General features: G+C 42.8%; 20 protein-coding genes and 1 tRNA gene. 8 read left to right on the top strand and 13 right to left on the bottom strand.

Going from position 1 to position 21,703, the window contains the following annotated elements; translation table 11 throughout:
• Window positions 1-28: 28 nt before the first annotated feature.
• From M0221_RS02555 to M0221_RS02540, 4 genes are all read right to left on the bottom strand, one after another.
• Complete coding sequence (locus M0221_RS02555; protein WP_263240692.1) at window positions 29-709, bottom strand: Maf family protein; 681 nt, start codon at window positions 707-709, stop codon at window positions 29-31.
• A 140-nt stretch (window positions 710-849) separates the two neighbouring features.
• Window positions 850-1,335 carry a rod shape-determining protein MreD gene (gene mreD, locus M0221_RS02550; protein WP_483284275.1) on the bottom strand — a complete coding sequence of 162 codons (486 nt, stop codon included), beginning with the start codon at window positions 1,333-1,335 and terminating at the stop codon, window positions 850-852.
• A gap of 142 nt (window positions 1,336-1,477) precedes the next feature.
• Window positions 1,478-2,338 (bottom strand): rod shape-determining protein MreC, encoded by an 861-nt coding sequence (gene mreC / locus M0221_RS02545; RefSeq protein WP_483284274.1) that lies wholly within the window; start codon window positions 2,336-2,338, stop codon window positions 1,478-1,480.
• Between the two features lie 245 nt (window positions 2,339-2,583).
• Window positions 2,584-3,621: a rod shape-determining protein gene (locus M0221_RS02540; protein WP_041752960.1), complete on the bottom strand. Its 1,038-nt coding sequence runs from the start codon at window positions 3,619-3,621 to the stop codon at window positions 2,584-2,586.
• 683 nt (window positions 3,622-4,304) lie between these two features.
• Between M0221_RS02540 and gatC the strand changes: the two genes are divergently transcribed.
• From gatC to M0221_RS02505, 7 genes are all read left to right on the top strand, one after another.
• The gene (gene gatC / locus M0221_RS02535; protein WP_483284273.1) at window positions 4,305-4,619 is read left to right on the top strand and encodes an Asp-tRNA(Asn)/Glu-tRNA(Gln) amidotransferase subunit GatC; all 315 of its coding nucleotides are present in this window, start codon (window positions 4,305-4,307) and stop codon (window positions 4,617-4,619) included.
• Window positions 4,620-4,684: 65 nt separating this feature from the next.
• Window positions 4,685-6,181, top strand: a complete 1,497-nt coding sequence (gene gatA / locus M0221_RS02530) for an Asp-tRNA(Asn)/Glu-tRNA(Gln) amidotransferase subunit GatA (RefSeq protein ID WP_181210834.1) — start codon at window positions 4,685-4,687, stop codon at window positions 6,179-6,181.
• Window positions 6,181-7,710: an Asp-tRNA(Asn)/Glu-tRNA(Gln) amidotransferase subunit GatB gene (gatB, locus tag M0221_RS02525; protein ID WP_181210833.1), complete on the top strand. Its 1,530-nt coding sequence runs from the start codon at window positions 6,181-6,183 to the stop codon at window positions 7,708-7,710. The genes gatA and gatB overlap by 1 nt, the downstream gene beginning before the upstream one ends.
• A 114-nt stretch (window positions 7,711-7,824) precedes the next feature.
• Window positions 7,825-7,901: transfer RNA gene (locus M0221_RS02520), tRNA-Pro, on the top strand.
• Between the two features lie 203 nt (window positions 7,902-8,104).
• Complete coding sequence (locus tag M0221_RS02515; RefSeq protein WP_263240698.1) at window positions 8,105-8,812, top strand: hypothetical protein; 708 nt, start codon at window positions 8,105-8,107, stop codon at window positions 8,810-8,812.
• 133 nt (window positions 8,813-8,945) lie between these two features.
• Window positions 8,946-9,125 (top strand): hypothetical protein, encoded by a 180-nt coding sequence (locus tag M0221_RS02510; protein WP_181210831.1) that lies wholly within the window; start codon window positions 8,946-8,948, stop codon window positions 9,123-9,125.
• Window positions 9,126-9,227: 102 nt separating this feature from the next.
• Complete coding sequence (locus M0221_RS02505) at window positions 9,228-10,184, top strand: DUF1853 family protein (RefSeq protein ID WP_483284272.1); 957 nt, start codon at window positions 9,228-9,230, stop codon at window positions 10,182-10,184.
• Between the two features lie 25 nt (window positions 10,185-10,209).
• On the opposite strand, the gene M0221_RS02500 is transcribed toward M0221_RS02505, so the two are convergent.
• The 8 genes from M0221_RS02500 to M0221_RS02465 form a co-directional block, all read right to left on the bottom strand.
• Window positions 10,210-10,740: a DUF2726 domain-containing protein gene (locus M0221_RS02500; RefSeq protein ID WP_483284271.1), complete on the bottom strand. Its 531-nt coding sequence runs from the start codon at window positions 10,738-10,740 to the stop codon at window positions 10,210-10,212.
• A gap of 302 nt (window positions 10,741-11,042) precedes the next feature.
• A complete protein-coding gene (locus tag M0221_RS02495) occupies window positions 11,043-12,230 on the bottom strand; it encodes an SPOR domain-containing protein (protein ID WP_483284270.1) in 1,188 nt (395 codons plus the stop codon).
• A gap of 230 nt (window positions 12,231-12,460) precedes the next feature.
• Entirely contained in the window at window positions 12,461-13,834 is a 1,374-nt protein-coding gene (locus M0221_RS02490) for a bifunctional folylpolyglutamate synthase/dihydrofolate synthase (RefSeq protein ID WP_483284269.1), read from the bottom strand.
• 229 nt (window positions 13,835-14,063) lie between these two features.
• Window positions 14,064-15,017 (bottom strand): acetyl-CoA carboxylase, carboxyltransferase subunit beta, encoded by a 954-nt coding sequence (accD, locus tag M0221_RS02485; protein WP_181210826.1) that lies wholly within the window; start codon window positions 15,015-15,017, stop codon window positions 14,064-14,066.
• Window positions 15,018-15,279: 262 nt separating this feature from the next.
• Window positions 15,280-16,098: a tryptophan synthase subunit alpha gene (gene trpA / locus M0221_RS02480; RefSeq protein WP_483284268.1), complete on the bottom strand. Its 819-nt coding sequence runs from the start codon at window positions 16,096-16,098 to the stop codon at window positions 15,280-15,282.
• 23 nt (window positions 16,099-16,121) lie between these two features.
• Window positions 16,122-16,610: an HNH endonuclease gene (locus M0221_RS02475; RefSeq protein WP_181210824.1), complete on the bottom strand. Its 489-nt coding sequence runs from the start codon at window positions 16,608-16,610 to the stop codon at window positions 16,122-16,124.
• A 184-nt stretch (window positions 16,611-16,794) separates the two neighbouring features.
• Window positions 16,795-17,997, bottom strand: coding sequence for a tryptophan synthase subunit beta (gene trpB, locus M0221_RS02470; RefSeq protein WP_181210862.1), 1,203 nt, complete (start codon window positions 17,995-17,997; stop codon window positions 16,795-16,797).
• A 180-nt stretch (window positions 17,998-18,177) separates the two neighbouring features.
• Complete coding sequence (locus tag M0221_RS02465) at window positions 18,178-18,861, bottom strand: phosphoribosylanthranilate isomerase (RefSeq protein WP_483284267.1); 684 nt, start codon at window positions 18,859-18,861, stop codon at window positions 18,178-18,180.
• Between the two features lie 137 nt (window positions 18,862-18,998).
• On the opposite strand from M0221_RS02465, the gene M0221_RS02460 reads away from it, so the two are divergent.
• Complete coding sequence (locus M0221_RS02460; protein ID WP_483284266.1) at window positions 18,999-20,624, top strand: cryptochrome/photolyase family protein; 1,626 nt, start codon at window positions 18,999-19,001, stop codon at window positions 20,622-20,624.
• 172 nt (window positions 20,625-20,796) lie between these two features.
• Here M0221_RS02460 and M0221_RS02455 read toward each other — a convergent pair whose 3' ends face one another.
• Window positions 20,797-21,564 (bottom strand): DUF4230 domain-containing protein, encoded by a 768-nt coding sequence (locus M0221_RS02455; RefSeq protein WP_483284265.1) that lies wholly within the window; start codon window positions 21,562-21,564, stop codon window positions 20,797-20,799.
• Between the last annotated feature and the right edge of the window lie 139 nt (window positions 21,565-21,703).

Genomic DNA, 21,703 nt, shown 5'->3' with positions numbered 1-21,703 from the left:
AGGTATTATCTATTTAGGCATCAAAATTTTAAAGCGTATCAGTGTCATTCATCTCTTTAATCAATGCCAGCGTTTGGGCAAGCGGTAAGCCTACCACATTGGTATAGCTGCCATTGATACGGCTAACCCAAGCCGCACCCAAACCTTGAATACCATAGCCACCTGCCTTGTCTACAGGCTCGCCGCTGTCCCAATAATCACTCATCATCTCTAGGGTAAGCGCTACAAAGGTGACCTCTGTGCGTTCAATGATTTGTTGCTGATTGATGATTTGCCATACTTGCTCATTATCGAACCCATCAGAACGTTTAGGCTGTAATGAGAGTTGCGTTGCCTGTACCGCCGTCCATACTTCATGAGTACTATCAGACATTTGCTGCCACATACGATAAGCATCTTCGCGATTATTTGGTTTGACCAAGACTGTTTTGCCATCTGGCAATACCCCAATGGTATCAGAGGTCAATAAAATAATGGGCTTCGACAAGAGTGATTGATATAAGTGAGCGTCGTTATTCTTTAACTGTCTATTTAGCTGCGCGGTTGCTGCCTCTGCTTTGGCGGCGACCATACGGACAATATAATCTTTGGGCGACTCATCTTGATAAGGCGTTTCATCGATATCCACGCTGATGACCGTAAATTCTAGTTGCACTCTACTTAGTAACTCGCGACGACGCGGCGAGCCGGATGCTAAGATAATATCCATCACTACTCTCTATATTATGTAGAAACTTGATATTGATAGGTTTAGTCATAAATAAACGAGGGTCGTCTATCGTAGATGCTTGTAAAGACCATGTGTGATGAAAATACTTGTATTGATAATCGATGTAATAATCAATCTGATTAACGCACAAATTTTCGTAACGTCAATAGTACCAATGGCCAGCTAATAATACTCATCAACAAAGAGAAAGTAGATTGGGCAACAAAGACATCTTGTACAAACATCTGTAGCATCCACAGACTCGCTTGAAATACAAATAATCCCAAACTCGCTATTATGCATGCACTAATCGTATTTAGCTGTCTGATATAGATACTGGTCACCTTTATCGTAAGCGCCACTGCCACAGCAGAAAAAGCCTGCTGTCCTAAATGAGTATCCATCAGCAAATCAGCAATAAGGCCAATAGCAAAGGCGCTAGAAATGCCTACATAACGCGGCTGAAACAATAACCAAAAAATCAATACCATGATCATGATCATAGGACGCAATGTGGCCATACTAGGACTTAATGGATAAACACTGAGCGATGAGGCAATAATAAAACTCAGTACAATCACGGCATGCAGCAGCCCATTTGCATGATCAGAATCAGGATATGCCATGAATACGTACCTTTAGCGGATGTTTAGCAGCTACTTAATAATGAATTCAGCATTGCAGGGAATAAAAAACGAGGAGTAAAACAGCGCACTTAAATAGAATAGCGGCTGATTATCGGGCAATGATTATCTCTAACAATGACCATCAAGACTCATTGATGCCAATATTGTTTTTATTAGCCAGCTTGTCTTGCAATATCAGCACATAAGCATTATCGACAAAGTTTGCAGCAGGTATGACATCAATGCTTCTAAAATTATCCGCTTGCGTGTCTTCAATATGGGCGATACGACCAACACGGTAGCCTGCAGGGATACGCCCACCTAATCCAGACGAGACCAGCTCATCCCCGACGCGTACATCTGAGGTTTTAAAGACATACTCAAGGCTCAATGAAGTAGGTATACCCTGACCGGTGACAATAGCGCGCTGACCTGTCCGCTTGACAGTAACGGCAACGGACTGCTGTTCATCAGTAATAAGCAATAAACGGCTGGTATTAGGATAGACATTGATAATCTGCCCTAAAATGCCGTTTTCATCAATGACCGTTTGCCCAACTTGTACCCCATCTTGCTCCCCTTTATTCAACACCACAATTTGACGCAGTAGATTGGTGTCAGTACCAATTACCTGTGCCAAATTTAAATCAAATTGTTCAGGGCGTGTGGTCGATAGAATACCTTGCAGGCGAGCGTTTTGCGCCAAGATATAATCTTGCTGCTGCAACTTAGCTTGCGCATGAATAAGTTGAGATCTGAGCTGCATGTTTTCGCGGCGCAGCGTTTCTTTTGATTGTAGGCTACCGCTTGACCAGTGTTGTGCATAACTGGGTAATAATGATAGCTCGTAAATAGGCTGCATTGCGGCATGGCTCGTTGAGCGTATAGGCTTGAACCATTCTGGATTTTTGCTATCAAACCACATCAATATCAATGCCACTATTAATAAAACAGCAGTCATACGAAGCGCGAGTGGCTGGCGAGCAAAAATACTTGGAGTCATAGTTCGTCTAATGTAGAGGTTTTAATGTGAGCATTAGCCAGCACTGAATAGCACTATATAAAAGGCAGTGGATATTAAAGAAAAGCTCAGTATCTATCAGATATTGATTGCCTTTATTGATAATATTAAAGGCAACCTTTTTGGCTACCTTCAATGTTATTTATCCAACCTTTCTCATGCTTATTTATCGTTAACTTCAGCCTTGTCTAACATTTCTAGTATGACAATGCTTGATAAACAGTGATTTATACAAAAATCATATTTAGGCTTTTGTTATTGATAAAATCAAGCGCAATACCGCCACCACGGCTCACACAAGTTAATGGATCTTCAGCGACTGTAACTGGTAAGCCTGTCTCTCTTGAGATGAGCTTATCTAGGTCACGTAATAGTGCGCCGCCACCGGTCAAGACAATACCGCGTTCAGCGATGTCTGATGACAACTCTGGTGGCGTCTGCTCAAGTGCTGCTTTTACCGCGCTGACGATACCACTTAACGGATCACTCAAAGCTTTTTGCACTTCTTCTGAGTTGACAGTGAAGGTTTTTGGTACGCCTTCTGCCATGCTACGTCCGCGTACTTCTACTTCTAACTGGCTGTCTTCATTTAGCGCAGAGCCAACTTCTTGTTTGATACGCTCAGCAGTAGTTTCACCAATCACGCAGCCATGAATACGACGTACATGGGTAATAATGGCATCATCAAACATATCGCCACCGATACGGATAGACTCAGCATAGACACAACCTGACAAAGCAATAACGGCAATCTCAGTGGTGCCACCGCCGATATCAACGACCATCGAACCGCTGGCTTCATGAACCGGCATGCCAGCACCAATCGCTGCTGCCATTGGCTCTTCTAGTAACAATACTTTGCTGGCGCCAGCTGACGATACCGCTTCACGAATCGCTTTTCGCTCGACAAGGGTAGACTTACAAGGCACGCAAACCACCACATTAGGCTGGGCCATAAAACGCTTAGCTTTTACCTTGGCGATAAAATGCTTAAGCATTTTTTGCGTCACTTCAAAGTCAGCAATCACGCCGTCTTTTAAAGGGCGGATAGCCGTAATATTGGCAGGCGTACGACCCAGCATCTGCTTGGCATCAATACCAACAGCAGCAACGGTAGGGTTCTGTGTGCGATTGCTTCTTAAAGCGACCACCGTAGGCTCATCGAGCACCACGCCTTTACCAGGAATAAAAATAAGGGTGTTCGCAGTACCGAGGTCGATTGCGATATTATTTGATAAAAATCCAAACAGGTTCATGACTAATATTTCCAGCGTATTACAAATGAGGCGAATGAGGCAAATGAGAGTGACCGAGGGATTACTCGTCAGTATTGAGCAGGTCGTCTTTAGACATTACCCGTGGCGAGAGTTTATCATCGTAACAAGTCAAACCGAAGCTATAATGATGAAATGAAAAAACTGAGCTAAATTATACCGATTTGGCTCAAAAAAAACACAGATATTTGCATCAGTACGCTAGGATTTTGCGCTTATGCGCTAAAAGTTGTTACAAAGTTTGAAATCGCAGACCATACCAGCCGCTTTAATGAAACAGCCTTTAATTCAATCACTCACAAGCAGCTACCGTCTTATGATACTTACTAAGTAATTTGCTTGATAACTTGCTTAGCAGCAGCTACCCACTGTAACGTATTTCGTCATTAAATGGGGAGCTATTGACCATCAACTTTTTACTATCCAGTCAGCTTTGCATAATTGCTTATTAAGTTGAGCCTTTTTTAATAGAAGAGTCGTGAATAAAGCCCTTTTAAGCAATCTTGTGAGTAAAGATTGTGCTGTAATCAAGTGTCCTACTCTGTAAACTTCGGTCAGATGCTTTATAATAAAGCCACTGTATACTTACATCTTTATATAAGTCGCTTATTTTAGTGCTTATCTGTTTTAGTCATATTCTACTCTAACAAAAACTGTCCGTAACTGGAGACACTATGTCACAGCAACCATTAACGTCTGACAACACTGTCAGCCGTGAAGAAATCCTAGAAGTTGCCTACCTTGCCCGTTTAGGTGTCGATGAAAATACTGCCGATAGCTATGCTGCTGATATCTCTAAAATACTTAAGCTGATGAACACGCTTGGTAATGTCGATACCACTGATATCAAACCTTTATCAAACATTCATGAAGCTTGCCAAGATTTGCGTGCTGATGTCGCTAAACACGATATCAATCGTGAACGCAATCAATCGGTTGCCCCTGCTGTCGAAGATGGCTTGTATTTGGTACCGCAAGTGATTGAATAGGCGGCTGTCGCTCTCTGATTTCGTATCTTACTTTATGCTATTAACATTTTGACGGACGACACCTTATGTCTGAACTTCATTTATTAAGTACCCAGCAGCTCATTACTGGTCTGCAAGACAAACAATTTAGCAGCCTTGAGCTGACTGACCACTACATCAAACGTATCAACGCGCTTGATAGCAAGATCAACAGTTTTATCACTCATACCTCTGAGACAGCGCGCGCGCAAGCAAAAGCGGCGGACGAGATGCGTGTACAAGGGGACAAACGCCCATTACTTGGCGTACCCATGGCGCATAAAGATATTTTTTGTACTCAAGGCGTATTGACGACCTGTGGCTCTAAAATGCTGCATAACTTTATCTCTCCTTATGATGCGACCATCGTCACTAACATTGATAAAGCTGGAATGATCAGCCTTGGTAAGCTCAATATGGATGAGTTTGCGATGGGCTCGGATAATGAAAGCTCATATTATGGTGCGGTGCACAATCCTTGGAACATAGCACATGTACCTGGTGGCTCATCAGGTGGTAGTGCAGCAGCCGTTGCAGCAGGGTTTGTACCCGTTGCGACTGGTAGTGATACTGGTGGCTCTATTCGTCAGCCTGCCTCATTTTGCGGCTTAACGGGCATCAAACCTACTTATGGTCGCGTCTCGCGCTTTGGTATGATTGCTTATGCCTCGAGTCTTGATCAAGCTGGTAGTATGGGTCGCAGTGCCATGGACTGTGCCTTCCTATTACAGCCAATGATTGGTCATGACCCACGCGATGCGACTTCTATCAAATACGAAATGCCTGATTATGTACAAGATTTAAATGACGCTGCTACCAGCGCTGGTGATAAACCGTTTGCCGGTTTACGTATTGGCGTTGCTAAAGAATATTTTAGTAAAGGACTTGATACTGAAGTCGAACAAGCAGCTCGTGCAGCGTTAAAGAAATACGAAGAACTTGGCGCGACCATTGTAGAGGTGACAATCACTGATCCAGAGATCACCCTTGCTACCTATTATATGCTCGCACCAGCTGAAGCATCATCAAACCTATCACGCTTCGATGGTGTGCGCTTTGGGTATCGCTGTGAAAACCCTAAAGACTTGATTGACTTATATACGCGCTCGCGTTCTGAAGGCTTTGGTCCTGAAGTACAGCGCCGTATTTTGTCAGGGACTTATGCGCTATCTGCTGGTTACTTTGATGCCTATTATACTAAGGCCCAAAAAGTGCGCCGCATAATTATCAAAGACTTCGAAGATGCTTTTGCCAACTGTGATGTGATCGCCAGTCCAACGGCGCCAACAGCGGCTTATAAACTTGGTGAAGACCTTGATCCTGCAACGATGTACCTAGGTGATGTTTATACCATTGGTGTCAACTTAGCGGGTCTACCTGCGCTTAGTCAGCCAGTTGGTTTAACCTCAGCAGGCTTGCCTATTGGTTTGCAATTGATTGGACAATATTGGCAAGAGAGCAAATTGCTCTCTACTGCTCATTTATTCCAGCAGCATACAGATCATCATCTGCAACACTCTACCATCGCGAAGGAGACGGTATAATGAATACAGCAACTACTACTGATAACAACGCCGTTCGCAAACACGATGTTCGTAAAGAGCTATTCGTCGATGGTTATGAAGTGGTCATCGGTATCGAGATTCACTGCCAGCTGAACACAGAAAGTAAGATATTCTCGAGCGCGCCGACTGACTTTGGTCACGAGCCAAACAGCCAAGCCAGTATTGTAGATTTAGGCTTACCGGGTGTCTTGCCAGTTCTAAATGCTGGTGTGGTTGATCGTGCGCTAAAATTTGGTATCGGTGTCAACGCTGAGCTGGGGTTATTCAATACCTTTGACCGTAAAAACTACTTCTATCCAGACTTGCCTAAAGGCTATCAAATCACCCAGATGGCCAATCCTATCGTTGGCGAAGGCTATATAGATGTCGTGGTCAATGAAGGTGAAAAGAATGAATATCCTAAGCGCATGGGTATTACCCGCGCGCATCTAGAAGAAGATGCTGGTAAATCAGTACACGATGCCGTCGATGGTATGACTGGTGTGGATTTGAACCGCGCTGGTACGCCATTAATCGAAATCGTCTCTGAACCTGATATGCGCTCGGCTCACGAAGCGCTTGCCTATATCAAAGCCATTCATCAGCTGGTGACTTGGCTGGGTATCTCAGACGCTATCATGGCAGAAGGCTCCTTCCGCTGTGATTGTAACGTCTCTATCCGTAAGCCTGGAAGCGAGCTTGGTACACGTACTGAGCTTAAGAACCTAAACTCATTCCGCTTCATCGAGCGTGCCATCAATCGCGAAATCGAGCGTCAAATTGACATCTTAGAAGACGGCGGTAAAGTTGTGCAAGCAACGATGCTTTATGACCCAGAGCGCGACGAAACTCGGGTTATGCGTACCAAAGAAGACGCCAATGATTATCGTTATTTCCCTGATCCTGACTTGCTACCTGTGCGTATCGAGCAGCATACGGTTGATAGCATTCGTGCAGCGATGCCTGAGCTACCGGTTGCCCGCCGTGCGCGTTTTGAAGAAGCGCTTGGTCTGTCAGAATATGACGCTCGTATCTTGACTGGTAGCCGTCAAATTGCTGATTACTTTGAAAATGTGGTTGCAGAAGTTGGGCAAGCAGATGCCAAAATGGCAGCTAACTGGGTAATGGGCGACCTACTCGGTGCGTTGAATAAAGATGATAAGGAAATTACTGACTCCCCTATCAGCGCCAAGCAATTGGCTGGTATGCTATCACGCATAAAAGACGATACTCTATCTGGCAAATTGGCTAAGAAAGTATTTAGTGCCTTATATGAGCGCGAAGGCGGCGATGCTGATGATGCAGCAGATAAAATCATCGAGGAAAAAGGTCTTAAGCAAGAAACCGATACAGGCGCTATCAAAGCCATCGTTGAAGACGTCATTGCTAAAAATGCAGCGATGGTTGAAGAGTATCGCGGCGGTAAAGAAAAAGCCTTCAATGGTTTAGTTGGTCAAGTAATGAAAGCCAGTCGCGGTAGTGCCAATCCACAGCAAGTCAACCAAATTCTGAAAGAGTTACTGGGTTAAGGTTGACTGCTCATTGGTTATACTGGCTATGATATATAAAATGCCATTGTAGATTTTGGCTGAAATAAATAGCTCTTGCAATATACATAATTTTGCGTAAAATAGTCAGTCATTCGGGGCGTAGCGCAGTCTGGTAGCGCACTACACTGGGGGTGTAGTGGTCGCAGGTTCAAATCCTGCCGTTCCGACCAAACATAGTAGTAAAGAGAGAAGCCAATCATTGTTTTCAATGGTTGGCTTTTTTTTGTGATAAATTTGGCTGATAATTAAAGAAAGAAATAGTAAAATTTGAGCAGGGCTAGGATTCATTACTCAAAAGCCAGCCAGCCACACACCTTTAGGCTGGTACTGACTTGCAACTACTATAATTTAAGGGTGTGTAAAGGTGTAAATTATGGTTAATTCTAGAGAGGGTTTTTCAGATGCTGACCTTCAAAAAATTCTCGAACAAGCCGAACGAATAGAGTTTGAAAGATTGCAACATAGAACAACTATACCCACAGTATTTATAAAAGAATTACTAGATAGCCCACCTAATTTTTTACTAAGTCGTCATTTTTTTGACGTAGGTTATAAAGATAGGAAGAGAATATCAATCATTCATGAGCTAATAGAAAAGATAGAGAATATTGCTATTGAAGACTGCAAAGGACTTTTAGAAGAACAGGGTTATCGTGTAGATTTTGAGAAAGAAGAATCTATTATGTATAGAGGATTATCTGTTCATATTATGCTCAGTAACAAAGATATTTACTTAGAGTCAAAGGAGCTTAAATGCTTGAACTTTCATAAACTATGTGACTGTATCAACTTAGTTGGCTATGTTTTTGGTGCAGGAACAAATGAAGTTAGAGGTGATAACGATTTTCAAAAAAAACTATCAAAGTCCAACAAGACAAAAGCGAATAAAAGATGGTCAAAACACAATCAAACCAGACCTGAAAAAAAGAAACTATACCTAGAAATTATGGATCAACAGAACTTCACTACTTTTGCTGAAACAGCCGAATATATTAAACAGCACATTGAAACAGATAAAAAACCATCTTATGACACTATCAAACGATGGTTAAGCCAAGCCAACAAAGGCGATTTTTCATAACCTATCATACTGTGGTATGCAGGCATACAACACGCTATGCATGCATAAGTATTTAGCTATAACCATACAACCTATAACATAAATCCATGAACCGTTACTCACCGTTGTGTAACGGCATAACATGGAGCTAAACATGACACAGCAAGATCATATCCCACCTAATCTAGAACAACAGCCACCGCATAACGCGCCTAGCAACTTATCAAAACGGCTACTGCCAATACTAAAAATGATACTTAGCATTCTTTTGCCTTACTTACTATCACCGCCTGATATCAGCATTCATATTCATCACATTAATATCCTGTTTTAAAGTCAATAAACTGAGCACTACCCTAGCTGATACTCGTGTCCTATAGACTTTTATAGAGCGAGCCGTTAGGGTAAATGCTACAACGTTACGATGGTTTATCCTATGCCCGAGCCTATCGCTCAGCCCCTCTCGACTTACCTTATAAATGACGCACCTTGGGAAGCTTACCAGCGACCTTATGTGCGTGATTTGGCGTATGTGCTTGCTTGCCCAAACGTTTTGACTAAATGGCTTGACGTTGCGCTTTACCAAAACACTAATGCTATTTCCGTACATAGCGCAAGTTTTTGGCAACAGCAATTCGCAGGATATCAGCAGCGTTTAAAAGAGTTGGATACCACCAATGACTATCAGGCGCTAACCCGCTATTTACTAACGCGTCCAAGTCCCAATCGTTTGGGTTTTCACTTTGAAGGGTTACTGTCATTTTGGTTAGAGGATGGGTTTGCGCGTAAGCTGCATCCGTATGAAACACTCGCTAATAATGTGCAATTATTTAACGGCAAGCAGACGACTGGTGAGCTGGATTTAATCTTATATAATCATGCAGAAAATCTGGTCGAGCATTGGGAACTGGCTATTAAGTTCTTTATGGGATCAGCACCGTTTGAGCCGGAGAACTGGGTTGGCATCAACTCCAAGGACAATCTACAGCGCAAAATGACCCACATGCAAACCAAGCAGTTTCGCACCGTATGGGTAGATACCGAAAATCATGGTCAAATTAGAATTGATAAGCGCTATGGCGTGATAAAAGGACGGTTCTTTTTGCCCATCAATACCTGTAACTTTACTTATCCGTCTTGGCTGACACCAAGCTTTCCTATGCATGAGTGGTGCGATAAGACTGATAGCGCAAATCTTTCGATGATTGATACTGATACATTACGCGCTGCTTATTATATTGAATGGTTTAGCAAACGCGACTTTTATGATGACCGTCAGTCGCCACTGAAAAATTCTGAAAACGATATATTAAAAACAGGTTTATATTTTGCAGGCGATAGACCTATTGTCATTTATCCTAAGCAGACCGAACAAGTAGAAAATAAACTTTAAGCTTTTATCATCATCTTAATAGCTTTTAATAACTCTCAATCACTTGCATCAGCTCATATCTCAGCATGTCGGCACTCGGCATGCGCTCCGCATGAAAACGCACGATAGCAATGCCCGCACTGGCAAGCGCCTTGTCTTTTTTGTCATCGGCTTTTTGCCTTGCTTTACTGCTATGTGTCCAATCATCAAGCTCAATGGCAACCAAGGTAGTCTGCGCATCAATATCAACAATCACATAATCAACACTTTGGCGGCAGATACGATTGAACCAAAAACTGCGCTCAGACGTCTCATTACTGTTCGCTTCGATAATCCGTGACAGCTGTACTTGCACAAAAATATGATATTCCGGTAATGCATTTTTTAACTTATTAAAAAATATCACTTCAGTAGGGGTCATGATAGGCATCGGCGCAAACGGCCAAATAGCCAACTCATCACCGCGTACAGGCGTCGGATCTGGTTCAACAGCTTGTTTATTAGAAAATAATTTTGGTAAGGTAATCAGCCCCAAAAAGCCAACTGCCAATATTAAAAATATAGCGCCAAATGACATGGTTTTACCTTATGCAATATCTAAGCAGTTAGATAGTTTGCCTATATGCTAGCCTAGCCAACATAACAAACTACCTTTAACTGCAGCAGGTCGACCCTCATGGGCTAACAGGTTATACAGAGAGAAACAAAAATGGTGCTCATGGTAACTAAGTATGAGCAAATGGACAAACACTAAAACGAAAAACACGACAATAGATGTCGTGTTTTAATTATAAAGCATCAAATGATAATAATTGAAAGTACTCTCACTAAGATTGTAGGTCCACATTCATTATCATGCGTTTAGCAGTTTAACAATATCTAGCGCCAGTATAATACCCAAGCGCTGGTGGTATTCACTTTAGGGTCACTATTAATCTTATCCTTCAAGGCTAAAGCGGCTACTTTACCACGCTCAGGACCGACAATAACCCGTACACCGCGACTCGTCGGGCTGGTCTTAACTTGATAACCTGCAGATTGGAATTTTTTTGCCATCTCATCCGCTTTGGATTGGTCGTTTGCTAACGCTACTTGTACCCCAAAGCTACCTTTAGCATCGGTTTCTTTGACTTCTTTACGGGCTTCACTGAGTTTTTGCTGAGCATCACGTTTAGCGTCTGCTGACTTTTTCACTAAAGCTTCTTCTCTTTGACGCTTTTCTTCACGTGCCTGTTCAGCCGCCGTCGCTTCTCGCTCTAAACGCTCTACTTGCTTACGCGATGGAATCGTAATGGTTTGACCAAGATTTAGCGATGTTGATGGTGAGAGATTATTGGCTTGAGCTAAGACTTCTACCGGCATATCGTACTGGCGTGCCAGTTTAATCAGCCCATCTCCTCTTTTGACTTGATAGTCAGAGGGCGACTTAGGTGGGGTCTTTTTTGCGGCTTCATCCGCCTCGCGCTTTTTTTCCGCAGCTACTTGCGCTTCAGCCTGCTTTTTAACGTCTGCTTCTTTTTTGCTATCTGCTAATTTCTTAGCAGCAGCTTGCTCTCTAATAGTTGCTTGTCTTTCAGCTGTCTGCTGCTCCGCTAGTGCTTTCTTCTTTGCTTCAGCACCATCAGTGGACGTCTCTGCACTAGAAGGCGCTGATATAGGTGTTGCAAGTGTGTTCTTCGTCGCCTCTTTATTAGTACTGTTAGTATCAGCGTTATCTTCGATACTTGGTGTGGTGCTCGCCAGATATTGCTGACTTTCAGCGCGTGCTTTTGCCAATGCTTGCGCCTCTGCCGCTTCTTGTTCAGTTAAGAACTGCTGAGCACGCTTTTCTTGTTCTGCAACGCGAGCGGCACGCTCTTTTTGTTTTTGTGCCAAGATACGTTTTTCTGTTTCGATATCTGTTGTCAGTGGTTGTACAGACGTAGGCTCAGCACTCGGTTGATCGATCATTGCCGATCCCGGCTGTGATTTATTGGTATCACCAATTTGTTGTACCATGGCGTATAGCATCACGCTACCACCGATAATCATCCCAATGCCCAATAAGGCTTGTCTCGAAAAATTCATCCGTTTACGTCTCTTAGTTAGTAATAAGGTTGATTGGGCGGCGCGGTTATTGTTTTAAACTATATTATAGATAGCTTAAATCAGCAAGCTATTAGCGCCAGTTGCTTCCATCCGTGTTAATACTAATGCGCTAGGTTTTAATCACTTTGATTATAAAGCATATTTTTCATGCTGTCTGCCACCACGCTATTACTAAGACTAACATCAAACAGTCAATGTTTTAACGTAAATTATCGCGTTTTAAGCGTAGACAATGCCTCTCCAATCGTATGAAAAGAGCCACAGACTACAATCAAATCTTGTGGCTGACTGGCATTTATAATCGCATGAGTGGCTTCTTGCAAACGCGCAAACTCATGTATCTGAGCATCATCGACATAGCTCGCTAAGATACCTTGCAAATGCTCCGTAGTGGCAGCACGTGGATAATCAATTTCAGCGATGAACCAATCACTGATTGGTAAGCCTGCTGTCGTCAAACGCTGCACCACTTTATTAATATCTTTATCACCTAGCATAGAAAACAACATTTTAATGGTAGCAGGTTCACCTGAAGTTTGATTAACTTGTTCAGATGTACTTTGCTGTGTTAAATGCTGCTGCCAAAGCGGTAATAATTGCGCCAATAAAAACTCAACGCCTTGATCATTATGCGCCACATCAAATAGCCAATGACGCTCATGGACTTCACGATAATCGAAGCGACCGGCAAGCTTAACTGTTTTTAGCGCTTGCTCTATAGCATTGGTATCGACGTCTAAGGGACTTGCAAGTACTGCTGACAGAGCATTGGCAGTATTGGTCAATGACAGTGCGGGTTGAGGCAATTGTAGAGTGACAGCGGCATTGCTATATTGCCACGTAGTCGAATTATTTTCACAATAGCTGAACTCTTTACTGACTTGATAACAAGTCGCCTGATGCTTATCTATCGCTTGCTGTACGCTATTTGGCATCTCTGTAGCACCGTAAATGACGCTAATCCCATCACGTAAAATACCTGCTTTTTCCGCTCCGATGGCTTCCACATTATCACCCAACCAATCAACATGATCGATGGCAATATTGGTAATCACTGCCATATCAGGGTCGATGATATTGACCACATCTAAGCGACCGCCCAGCCCTACTTCTAACACCCAAACATCGCAATCCGCTTCCGCGAATATCAACAATGCGGCCAGTGTTGTCATCTCAAAAAATGACAATGTTAAATCACATTGCAACCGTGCCGCTTCTACCTTGCTAAAGGCAGCAATCAGGGTTTCATCGCTGACTATCTCGCCATCGATCCGTACCCGCTCGTTAAAAACGCTCAAGTGCGGCGATTGATATAAAGCAGTTTTATATCCTGCGGCTTGGCACATCTGCGCGATGACCGCAGTCGTCGAGCCTTTGCCATTAGTACCTGCAACCGTAAATACATAGGCGTCATCTTTGGCTGATTGTATGACTCCCAATGCCTCAGCAACTGGTAGTACTCGTAATAGCCCCATATCTATCGCCGAGACATGAATCTGCTGCATATAATTCAGCCATTCGGTTAAAGAGGCTTGGTTGTCAGGGGTACTACTGGGGCTATGAGACGCTAAAGAATCAGACATGGACAGAACCTATATCAAAGTTTGAGATAAAAGATAAAACTTATATAAAAAAATAAAGAGAGTATAACTAGCTTGCTACAAAGCAAAAATAGCATTTACCGTTATTCACGATAAATGCTATTCATTAGTTTTACATATTTGGCAGATATTAGCACGCCGCTCGATCATTATGCAGTGAAATTATAAAACAGCTGCTTGAATCTAACCCACGTGTTTTTATTTTTACTACCTACTGAGCATCAACGTTGGGTACGCTACACAGTTTTGCCAGCAGACGATAAATAGTATCAATCATTTGATGACGATGTACCACTTCGTCAACCACACCATGCTCTAGCAAAAACTCTGCACGTTGAAACGGCTCTTCTAGTGTCTCACGTACTGTCTGTTCAATCACACGCTTACCAGCAAAGCCAATCATGGCTTTTGGTTCTGCTAAGTGAATGTCACCAAGCATCGCAAGAGATGCGGTCACACCGCCATAAACAGGATTGGTCAGTACCACGATATATGGCACGCCAGCAATTCTCAAACGCTCAATTGCTGCTGCTGTTCTTGCCATTTGCATGAGTGATAGCAAGCCTTCTTGCATACGCGCACCACCAGAGGCAGCGAAACAGACCAAAGGTACTCTATCTGCGAGGGCTTTTTCGGCAGCTTGAACAAAACGGTCGCCAACCACCGAGCCCATAGAGCCACCCATAAATCGGAAGTCAAACGCACAAGTTACGATATCGAGATTGCGTAATTTGCCATGTAGCACAATCAACGCTTCACTCTCTTTCGTTTTTTCTTGTGCTTCTGCCATGCGATTTGGATACGGCTTACTGTCTACAAACTTTAGCGGGTCTTTGGCGGTAAACTCTTGCCCAAGCTCGCCTTCTACTTGATCAAGCAGCCAGTTCAAGCGCTCACGAGCACTCATCGGTAAATGATGGTCACAATGCGGGCACACGTAACAGTTAAAAATCAGCGCTGTATTGGTAATGATCGAATGGCAGCTGCTGCATTTTGTAGAAGGCTCTGTCTCTACAGCGGTCAATTGCGCCGTTAATTGCTGTTTGATACCCGGAATCGGGCGCTCAAACCATGATTGACCGGCTTTATTGCCATTCTGCTGCAGGCTTGTACTATCATTATTTATATCAGGTTTTGTCATCGTATCAGTCATATTATTCGCCATTATCTAAGGCTTATTGGCAAGCTCACTTGTGCACTTGTCCGTAAGAGTCCATTTATAAGAATCAGTTTAATCGTCACATATCCTCATGACTTTAGCAATTATAAGGCACGCTAATGCATAACTGTGACCATTTATATGTGATGTTAGTTTACACACGTAAACTAACTTTAGCAAAGCCATTTGCCTGTGTCTTTATAAACATTGTTATAAATACCCTCATAAATATTGTGACGATAACTTGCCCAACTGTTTGAGCGGGTGCTTATAAACTATCGAGTGCGCCGCGTAACTCATCCATTTTTGCCATAATTTTTTGCTGAGCATTAGCGACTGCAGTGATATCATTGGCATCGATATCAGCAAAGTTCTGTACCAATGCACTACCGACGATAATACCATCCGCATGAGCACCAATCGCTTTGGCAGAAGTCGCATCACGAATACCAAAGCCCACACATACTGGCAAATCCGTCTCTGCTTTAATTGCTTGTACTTGCTTTGCAACATCGTCAGTATCTAGCGTTGCTGAACCCGTCACACCTTTTAAAGACACGTAGTAGATATAACCACCGCAATGGGTCAATACTTGCTGACGACGTTCAGCCAGCGTAGTTGGTGATAATAAGAAAATCTCATTCATCGCGTGCTCAGTCAAATGCTGGGTAAAGCTACCCGCTTCTGCTGGCGGCAAATCAACCATCAAAATACCATCGACGCCTGACTGCTCGCATAGCGCAACAAAGTTATCATAACCGATAATCTCTACTGGATTGAGGTAACCCATCAGGATAATTGGCGTCTGCGTGTCTTGCAGACGGAACTCTTTGACCATTTTTAGCGCATCACGTGTACTCGTACCTGCGGCTAATGCACGCTCGCCTGCCAATGCTACTGTAGGACCATCTGCCATTGGGTCAGAAAATGGTAAGCCCACTTCAATCATATCTGCGCCATGCTTGACTAAATCATGCAGCAAGCCAACAAAGTTGCTTGGATTGGGATCGCCTGCCATCACATAAGGGATGAGTGCTTTTTTATTTTGTGCTTTTAAGGTTTCAAAGGTGCTTTCAATTCGGGTCATAGTGGTCTCTTATAATTTTAAAATTAATTTGTTGTCATTGAATCGCGTAAGGCACGCATCTGTTTAATAGAATTCTCAAAACTCGCTTGGGCGGTTTCTATAATGGCATCGACTTGAAAGACTAAGTCAGCATCTAACTGACTAATAAGAGATTTCTGATGCCAATTCTCAATATATGCTAAGCGTTCTACATAAACCGAATTGGGTAGATTTTGACATTTAATAACTAAGAATTCTCGCCAAGGCATTTCTCTTTTTTCATCACCATTACAAATATTGCATGCCAGCACAAAGTTATAAACGTCATTGCTACCTCCATCTCTTACAGCATGCAGGTGGTCAAGATGACCTTTGCGACTATTAGGCTCAATAACTATATTGCAGTAAGCACATTTATTATCAAAGTAATTCCAAACTTGCTGCTTCTGGGACTTATTAGGATGAGTGTCTATAACTTGTAATAGGCTACGTTTAATCTGATTTTTTGCCATAGAAGGTGTGACTTTTGCCATTTTGCTAACCCTCTGCTTTTTCAAAAAATTCTATAATGGAAAACCCTTCTTAATAGGCTATCTAGCGCGTTTTTCAAAATCGAATAATATAAATTTATATTGTGAACCCTCTATTAGATTTAATAGAGGGCATTATGAAACTTAATGAATAATATACTAATAACTTTTAAGCTAGAAAATGACTCTAAAGCTCAATCCCTTCTGCCTTCATCACCGAATGCAAATCTTTATCGCCACGACCAGACATATTGACGATAATAGTTTGATCAGGAGTCATGGTTTTAGCCAGCTTCAGCGCATAAGCAACCGCATGAGCAGATTCAAGCGCCGGAATAATGCCTTCTTTACGCGTGACTTCATGGAAACCTTCTAACGACTCCTTATCGGTACAACCAACGTATTCAACGCGCTTCATATCTTTTAAGAAGCTATGCTCAGGACCGACACCAGGGTAATCAAGACCAGCTGAGATAGAATGGGTTTCTTGGATTTGACCTTCATCATCGGCCATCAAGTAAGTACGGTTACCATGTAATACACCAATACGACCAGCAGCTAATGGTGCTGAATGGCGACCGGTTTCAATACCATCGCCTGTTGCTTCCACGCCATACATTTTAACGTCATTATCATTTAAGAAATCAAAGAATAGACCAATGGCATTTGAGCCGCCGCCAACACAAGCGACTAACGCATCTGGTAATTTACCCGTCATTTGCAGATGTTGCACACGCGCTTCTTTACCAATAATTGCTTGGAAGTCACGTACGAGTAGCGGATAAGGATGCGGACCTGCAACCGTACCGATAATATAATACGTGCTATCCACATTGGTTACCCAATCACGCATGGCTTCATTCATCGCATCTTTGAGAGTGCGTGAGCCAGATGTTACTGGCACAACTGTCGCACCAAGTAAGCGCATACGATAGACGTTCATCTTTTGACGCTCAACATCGTCCGCGCCCATATAAACGATACACTCTAGTCCCAAACGCGCGGCAATCGTCGCTGTCGCAACTCCATGTTGCCCTGCTCCAGTTTCTGCAATAATACGTTTTTTGCCACTCATTTTGGCAAGGAGCGCTTGACCAATAGTGTTATTGACCTTATGAGCGCCAGTATGGTTTAAGTCTTCACGCTTAAAGTAAATTTGCGCACCGCCAATCTCATCACTTAGACGCTTGGCATGATAGAGAGGCGTTGGGCGTCCAACATAATTGACCAAATCATTGTGATATTCTTCCCAAAACGCAGGGTCTTTCTTGACTGTGTTATATAACGTTTCTAGCTCTTCTAACGCTGCCATCAAGGTTTCAGAGACAAAGCGTCCGCCGTGGACGCCAAAATGTCCTCGCGCATCAGGATACTGGTTAAAATCTTGCACGCTTTCTGGATTGGTAAAGCTATTAATAGCGTGTGCGGTGGCAGATACATCTTTGTTAGCGACATGACTCATGGTAATTCCTACTGTAATAAGTGGTATTTTTTAGGATAGCTGTTTTTTGGAAAAACTATAGGGAAAACTGTTTACATAGTTTGCTTTGGCAATTTGACAGCAGTAAAGCTAACTACTTATATTCGAAGGTTCGCTAAGCGTCTCGTTTTGCCATCGGTCGCGTTTGACTGATTTCATAAAGGCATGCATTTTGCCAACGTCTTTTTTGCCTTTGTCAGACTCAATTCCACCGCTGACATCAACGGCATAAATAGGCAAATCTAAAGTGGCAGCGACATTATCGGCATCAAGTCCACCAGCTAGGATAATCGGTAGTGAGCTGTCATTCGGTATCAGACTCCAGTCAAAGCGTACGCCTGTACCGCCATACTTATGGTGATGGTAGGCATCTAGTAAAATGCTGCTCGCGCCTGCTGCGGCAAAACTGTCAATTTGCATATTCACACTCTCAAGCGTATCTTGTTCAGTATTGACACGCAACGCTTTAATCCAGCGCTTATTGACGGTACTTGCCAGCTGACGGCACTGCTCGGGCGTTTCATCGCCGTGAAATTGGATAATATCAAAAGAGACATGATTTGCCAGTTCAATAAGCTCATCTTCAGGCATATTGACGACCAAAGCCACCACACTGATAAAAGCCGGTACTGCCGCACTCAATATTTGCGCCTGCTCGATTGTAACCGCACGAGGACTTGGCGGGTAAAATACCAAGCCAATGGCGTCCGCATTGAGCTTAACAGCAGCTTTAATATCATCAAGTTGAGTAAATCCACAAAACTTAATGTGCATGAGGTGACCTTGCGAAAGACTGAATATGATGATTTGTTAATAAAGGAGCAAATCAATTGCATCCAAAAACTTATCCTAGCATACTTTTATTCATAGTTTTGTTTATGATTGCGATTGATTAATATGGGAATAGATGAATGTCTAAAACGGCGGTAGCGATAAAAAATAATTCACACAACAAAGTCGAGGATAGTCATCAGTTGCATTACCTCATGTGGTTTCGCCGTGATCTACGCGTTCATGACAATACTGCTTTGGCTGCCATTTGTGAGCGTGCAAACGAAGACAATGCTCAGCTCAGCGCGGTATTTTTTCTTACCCTTGAGCAGTGGCAGGCACATGATATGTCGCTTACACAGCTTGATCATATCGCGCGAACACTCCCTATCCTCGCACAAAAACTGCATCAGTTGAACATCATTTTAACCATGCAAATCTGCCCTAGTTTTACTGATTGTATAGCTGCGTTGAGCGCATTATGTGAGACAAATAATATCAGCTGCGTGATGGCAAATCATGAGTACGAAGGTAATGAGGTTGCACGTGATGAGCAATTAACCAAAAAGCTCCTCGAGACTGATATTAAGTTTATCCGCTGGCATGACCAATGTATCTTACCACCGAAAAGTATCACTACCAATGACGATAGCATGTATCAAGTGTTTACCCCATTTTATAAAAAATGGCGGCATACTTTGGAGGTGAGTGACATACAAATTCATACAGCACTTGCCATCATAGGTAATAGACAAGTTAATTTAACATTATCAGAAATCAGCGCAAATACTACTCAAGATATAGAAGCATTGTGCAAAAAAACTGTCCACGACTATCAAGAATATCTACAAACTCATGAATCCTATCAATATATAGATACGGACAAGCAAATTAGCCAAGCTCGCCTTGCCTATCCTGCTGGCGAAGTTGCTGCTTGTCATCGATTAGAGCACTTTATCGCGGATGATATCAATAACTATGATGTGAGCCGCGATGTGCCAAGCTTACAGGCGACCAGTCAGCTATCCGCTTACCTTACTATTGGAACAATCAGTCCTAGAGTGTGTTATTTACAAGCTACTCAGGCATTAGGGGAATTACATGGAAATGATGGTGACAACTTTGACAGCGGTGACAATAATGACATCAACCGCTGGATAAGCGAGCTGGCTTGGCGAGATTTTTATCGCCATGTTTTAGATTATAAGCCTGAGCTTATCCGCCATCAGGCTTATAAAAATGAGACTGATAAGAAAATCAACTGGTCATATGATGAAGATGCTTTTGCAGCATGGCGTGAGGGCAAAACGGGTGTGCCATTAGTCGATGCAGCGATGCGCTGCCTTAATGCGACAGGCTATATGCACAATCGTTTGCGCATGGTTACCGCGATGTTTTTGACCAAAGATTTATTGATTGATTGGCGCTGGGGTGAGCGTTACTTTATGCAGCAGCTGATAGACGGTGACTTTGCATCAAATAATGGTGGCTGGCAGTGGAGCGCATCAACAGGTACAGATTCTGCGCCCTATTTTCGTATTATGAATCCCTTTAGCCAAGCTAAAAGCCATGACCCTGATGGGATATTTATTAAGACTTGGCTGCCTGAATTAAAATCGATTCCTACCAGCATCTTGCATAGCGAGGATAAAATGCGCAAGGCACTGAGTAAAAACGGTACCTTTACAGACATTGATTATCCTGTGTCAATCGTTGAGCATAAACTGGCACGCCAATTAGCGATTGCTGAATTTAAAAAAGAGTAATATCTATAGTTAAAATATCTCAAAAAACGCTACAGTGCTGCTGGTATAAATTTTTTGCAGCCTCTGTCTGCGTAGGCACAGCAAGCAAGAAAAATTAATATCAGCAGTACTTGATGTATCGATATTAATTTTCCCTGACTATACAACCATTATCTGCTGAGAATTGGTTTGATTATTTGTTAACCGTAGGAGTTGCCGATGCTGAAGCGACTGAAGGCAACTGACATGAACCAGCACCTTGCGTGGTGACCGTCACTACTGCGCCAGTTAATGCAAATAACTGCTGTAACTGAGTTTGCGCGTTATCTAACGCCATTGTCATGACATCACCGCGGCAAGCACGTTCAAGCACCTCGGCTTTTGCCATGCTTTGTGCTTGTTTTAGAATTTTTGGATCGACTTGCATCATACCAAAAGCACCGGTTTGCCAATCATAAATCTCAATATCATCTAGATAGACTGAAAATATCTCTGATGGCGGCAGCGTAATATTAATTTTTGGCATAATAGAAACGGGGGCATTAACATCAGAGTTTTCAGCATCATTTACTTCCGACTCGGTAGGCTGTATCACTTGTACCATCTCAGGTGTCAATGCGCTCAAGTCAATGCCTGCCTCTACGCGACCACGAGCAATAAATAGCGCCTTTTGCTCATCTTGCCATAGCTTCATCCAACTGCCTGAACGCTGACTAGTAATCACCGTATCAACGCTGAACGCTACCGTCTCCAATCGATTCAAGTTCTGAATTTGTGTCACCACACCTTCACGAGTGATGGTTTCTATGGGCTCTTCTTTGGTAATATTCTGCACAGTATAGATAGCGAAAATGACGGCTGCGAGACCAGCAAGCAATACGATCCACGACATCATAGCGATAGATTTTTTCGCTTTTGAAGAAATCGTATTAATAGGAGTTCGATTATCAGAACTGTTCATATAAACACCTTTGTGGTTTTATCATAGTTTTATCGATTATTTTTATAATGCCATATTATTAGAACTACACAAAAAACGACATACTAGATGATAAATGCCATTTTTAAGCAGCAACTTCAAGTAATGACTACCAATACTC

The organism is Psychrobacter sp. ANT206 (assembly GCF_056880555.1).
The sequence above is the reverse complement of the archived record's forward strand: the minus strand, read 5'-3'. Positions and strand labels throughout refer to the sequence as shown.

Coding starts and splice junctions, on each gene's coding strand:
- gatA (WP_181210834.1), top strand. CDS start 4,685: ATGTCTGAACTTCATTTATTAAGTACCCAGCAGCTCATTACTGGTCTG.
- M0221_RS02515 (WP_263240698.1), top strand. CDS start 8,105: ATGGTTAATTCTAGAGAGGGTTTTTCAGATGCTGACCTTCAAAAAATT.
- gatB (WP_181210833.1), top strand. CDS start 6,181: ATGAATACAGCAACTACTACTGATAACAACGCCGTTCGCAAACACGAT.
- M0221_RS02500 (WP_483284271.1), bottom strand. CDS start 10,740: ATGTCATTTGGCGCTATATTTTTAATATTGGCAGTTGGCTTTTTGGGG.
- M0221_RS02475 (WP_181210824.1), bottom strand. CDS start 16,610: ATGGCAAAAGTCACACCTTCTATGGCAAAAAATCAGATTAAACGTAGC.
- M0221_RS02555 (WP_263240692.1), bottom strand. CDS start 709: ATGGATATTATCTTAGCATCCGGCTCGCCGCGTCGTCGCGAGTTACTA.
- mreD (WP_483284275.1), bottom strand. CDS start 1,335: ATGGCATATCCTGATTCTGATCATGCAAATGGGCTGCTGCATGCCGTG.
- gatC (WP_483284273.1), top strand. CDS start 4,305: ATGTCACAGCAACCATTAACGTCTGACAACACTGTCAGCCGTGAAGAA.
- M0221_RS02455 (WP_483284265.1), bottom strand. CDS start 21,564: ATGAACAGTTCTGATAATCGAACTCCTATTAATACGATTTCTTCAAAA.
- M0221_RS02460 (WP_483284266.1), top strand. CDS start 18,999: ATGTCTAAAACGGCGGTAGCGATAAAAAATAATTCACACAACAAAGTC.
- M0221_RS02465 (WP_483284267.1), bottom strand. CDS start 18,861: ATGCACATTAAGTTTTGTGGATTTACTCAACTTGATGATATTAAAGCT.
- M0221_RS02495 (WP_483284270.1), bottom strand. CDS start 12,230: ATGAATTTTTCGAGACAAGCCTTATTGGGCATTGGGATGATTATCGGT.
- accD (WP_181210826.1), bottom strand. CDS start 15,017: ATGGCGAATAATATGACTGATACGATGACAAAACCTGATATAAATAAT.
- M0221_RS02490 (WP_483284269.1), bottom strand. CDS start 13,834: ATGTCTGATTCTTTAGCGTCTCATAGCCCCAGTAGTACCCCTGACAAC.
- M0221_RS02510 (WP_181210831.1), top strand. CDS start 8,946: ATGACACAGCAAGATCATATCCCACCTAATCTAGAACAACAGCCACCG.
- M0221_RS02505 (WP_483284272.1), top strand. CDS start 9,228: ATGCCCGAGCCTATCGCTCAGCCCCTCTCGACTTACCTTATAAATGAC.
- mreC (WP_483284274.1), bottom strand. CDS start 2,338: ATGACTCCAAGTATTTTTGCTCGCCAGCCACTCGCGCTTCGTATGACT.
- trpA (WP_483284268.1), bottom strand. CDS start 16,098: ATGACCCGAATTGAAAGCACCTTTGAAACCTTAAAAGCACAAAATAAA.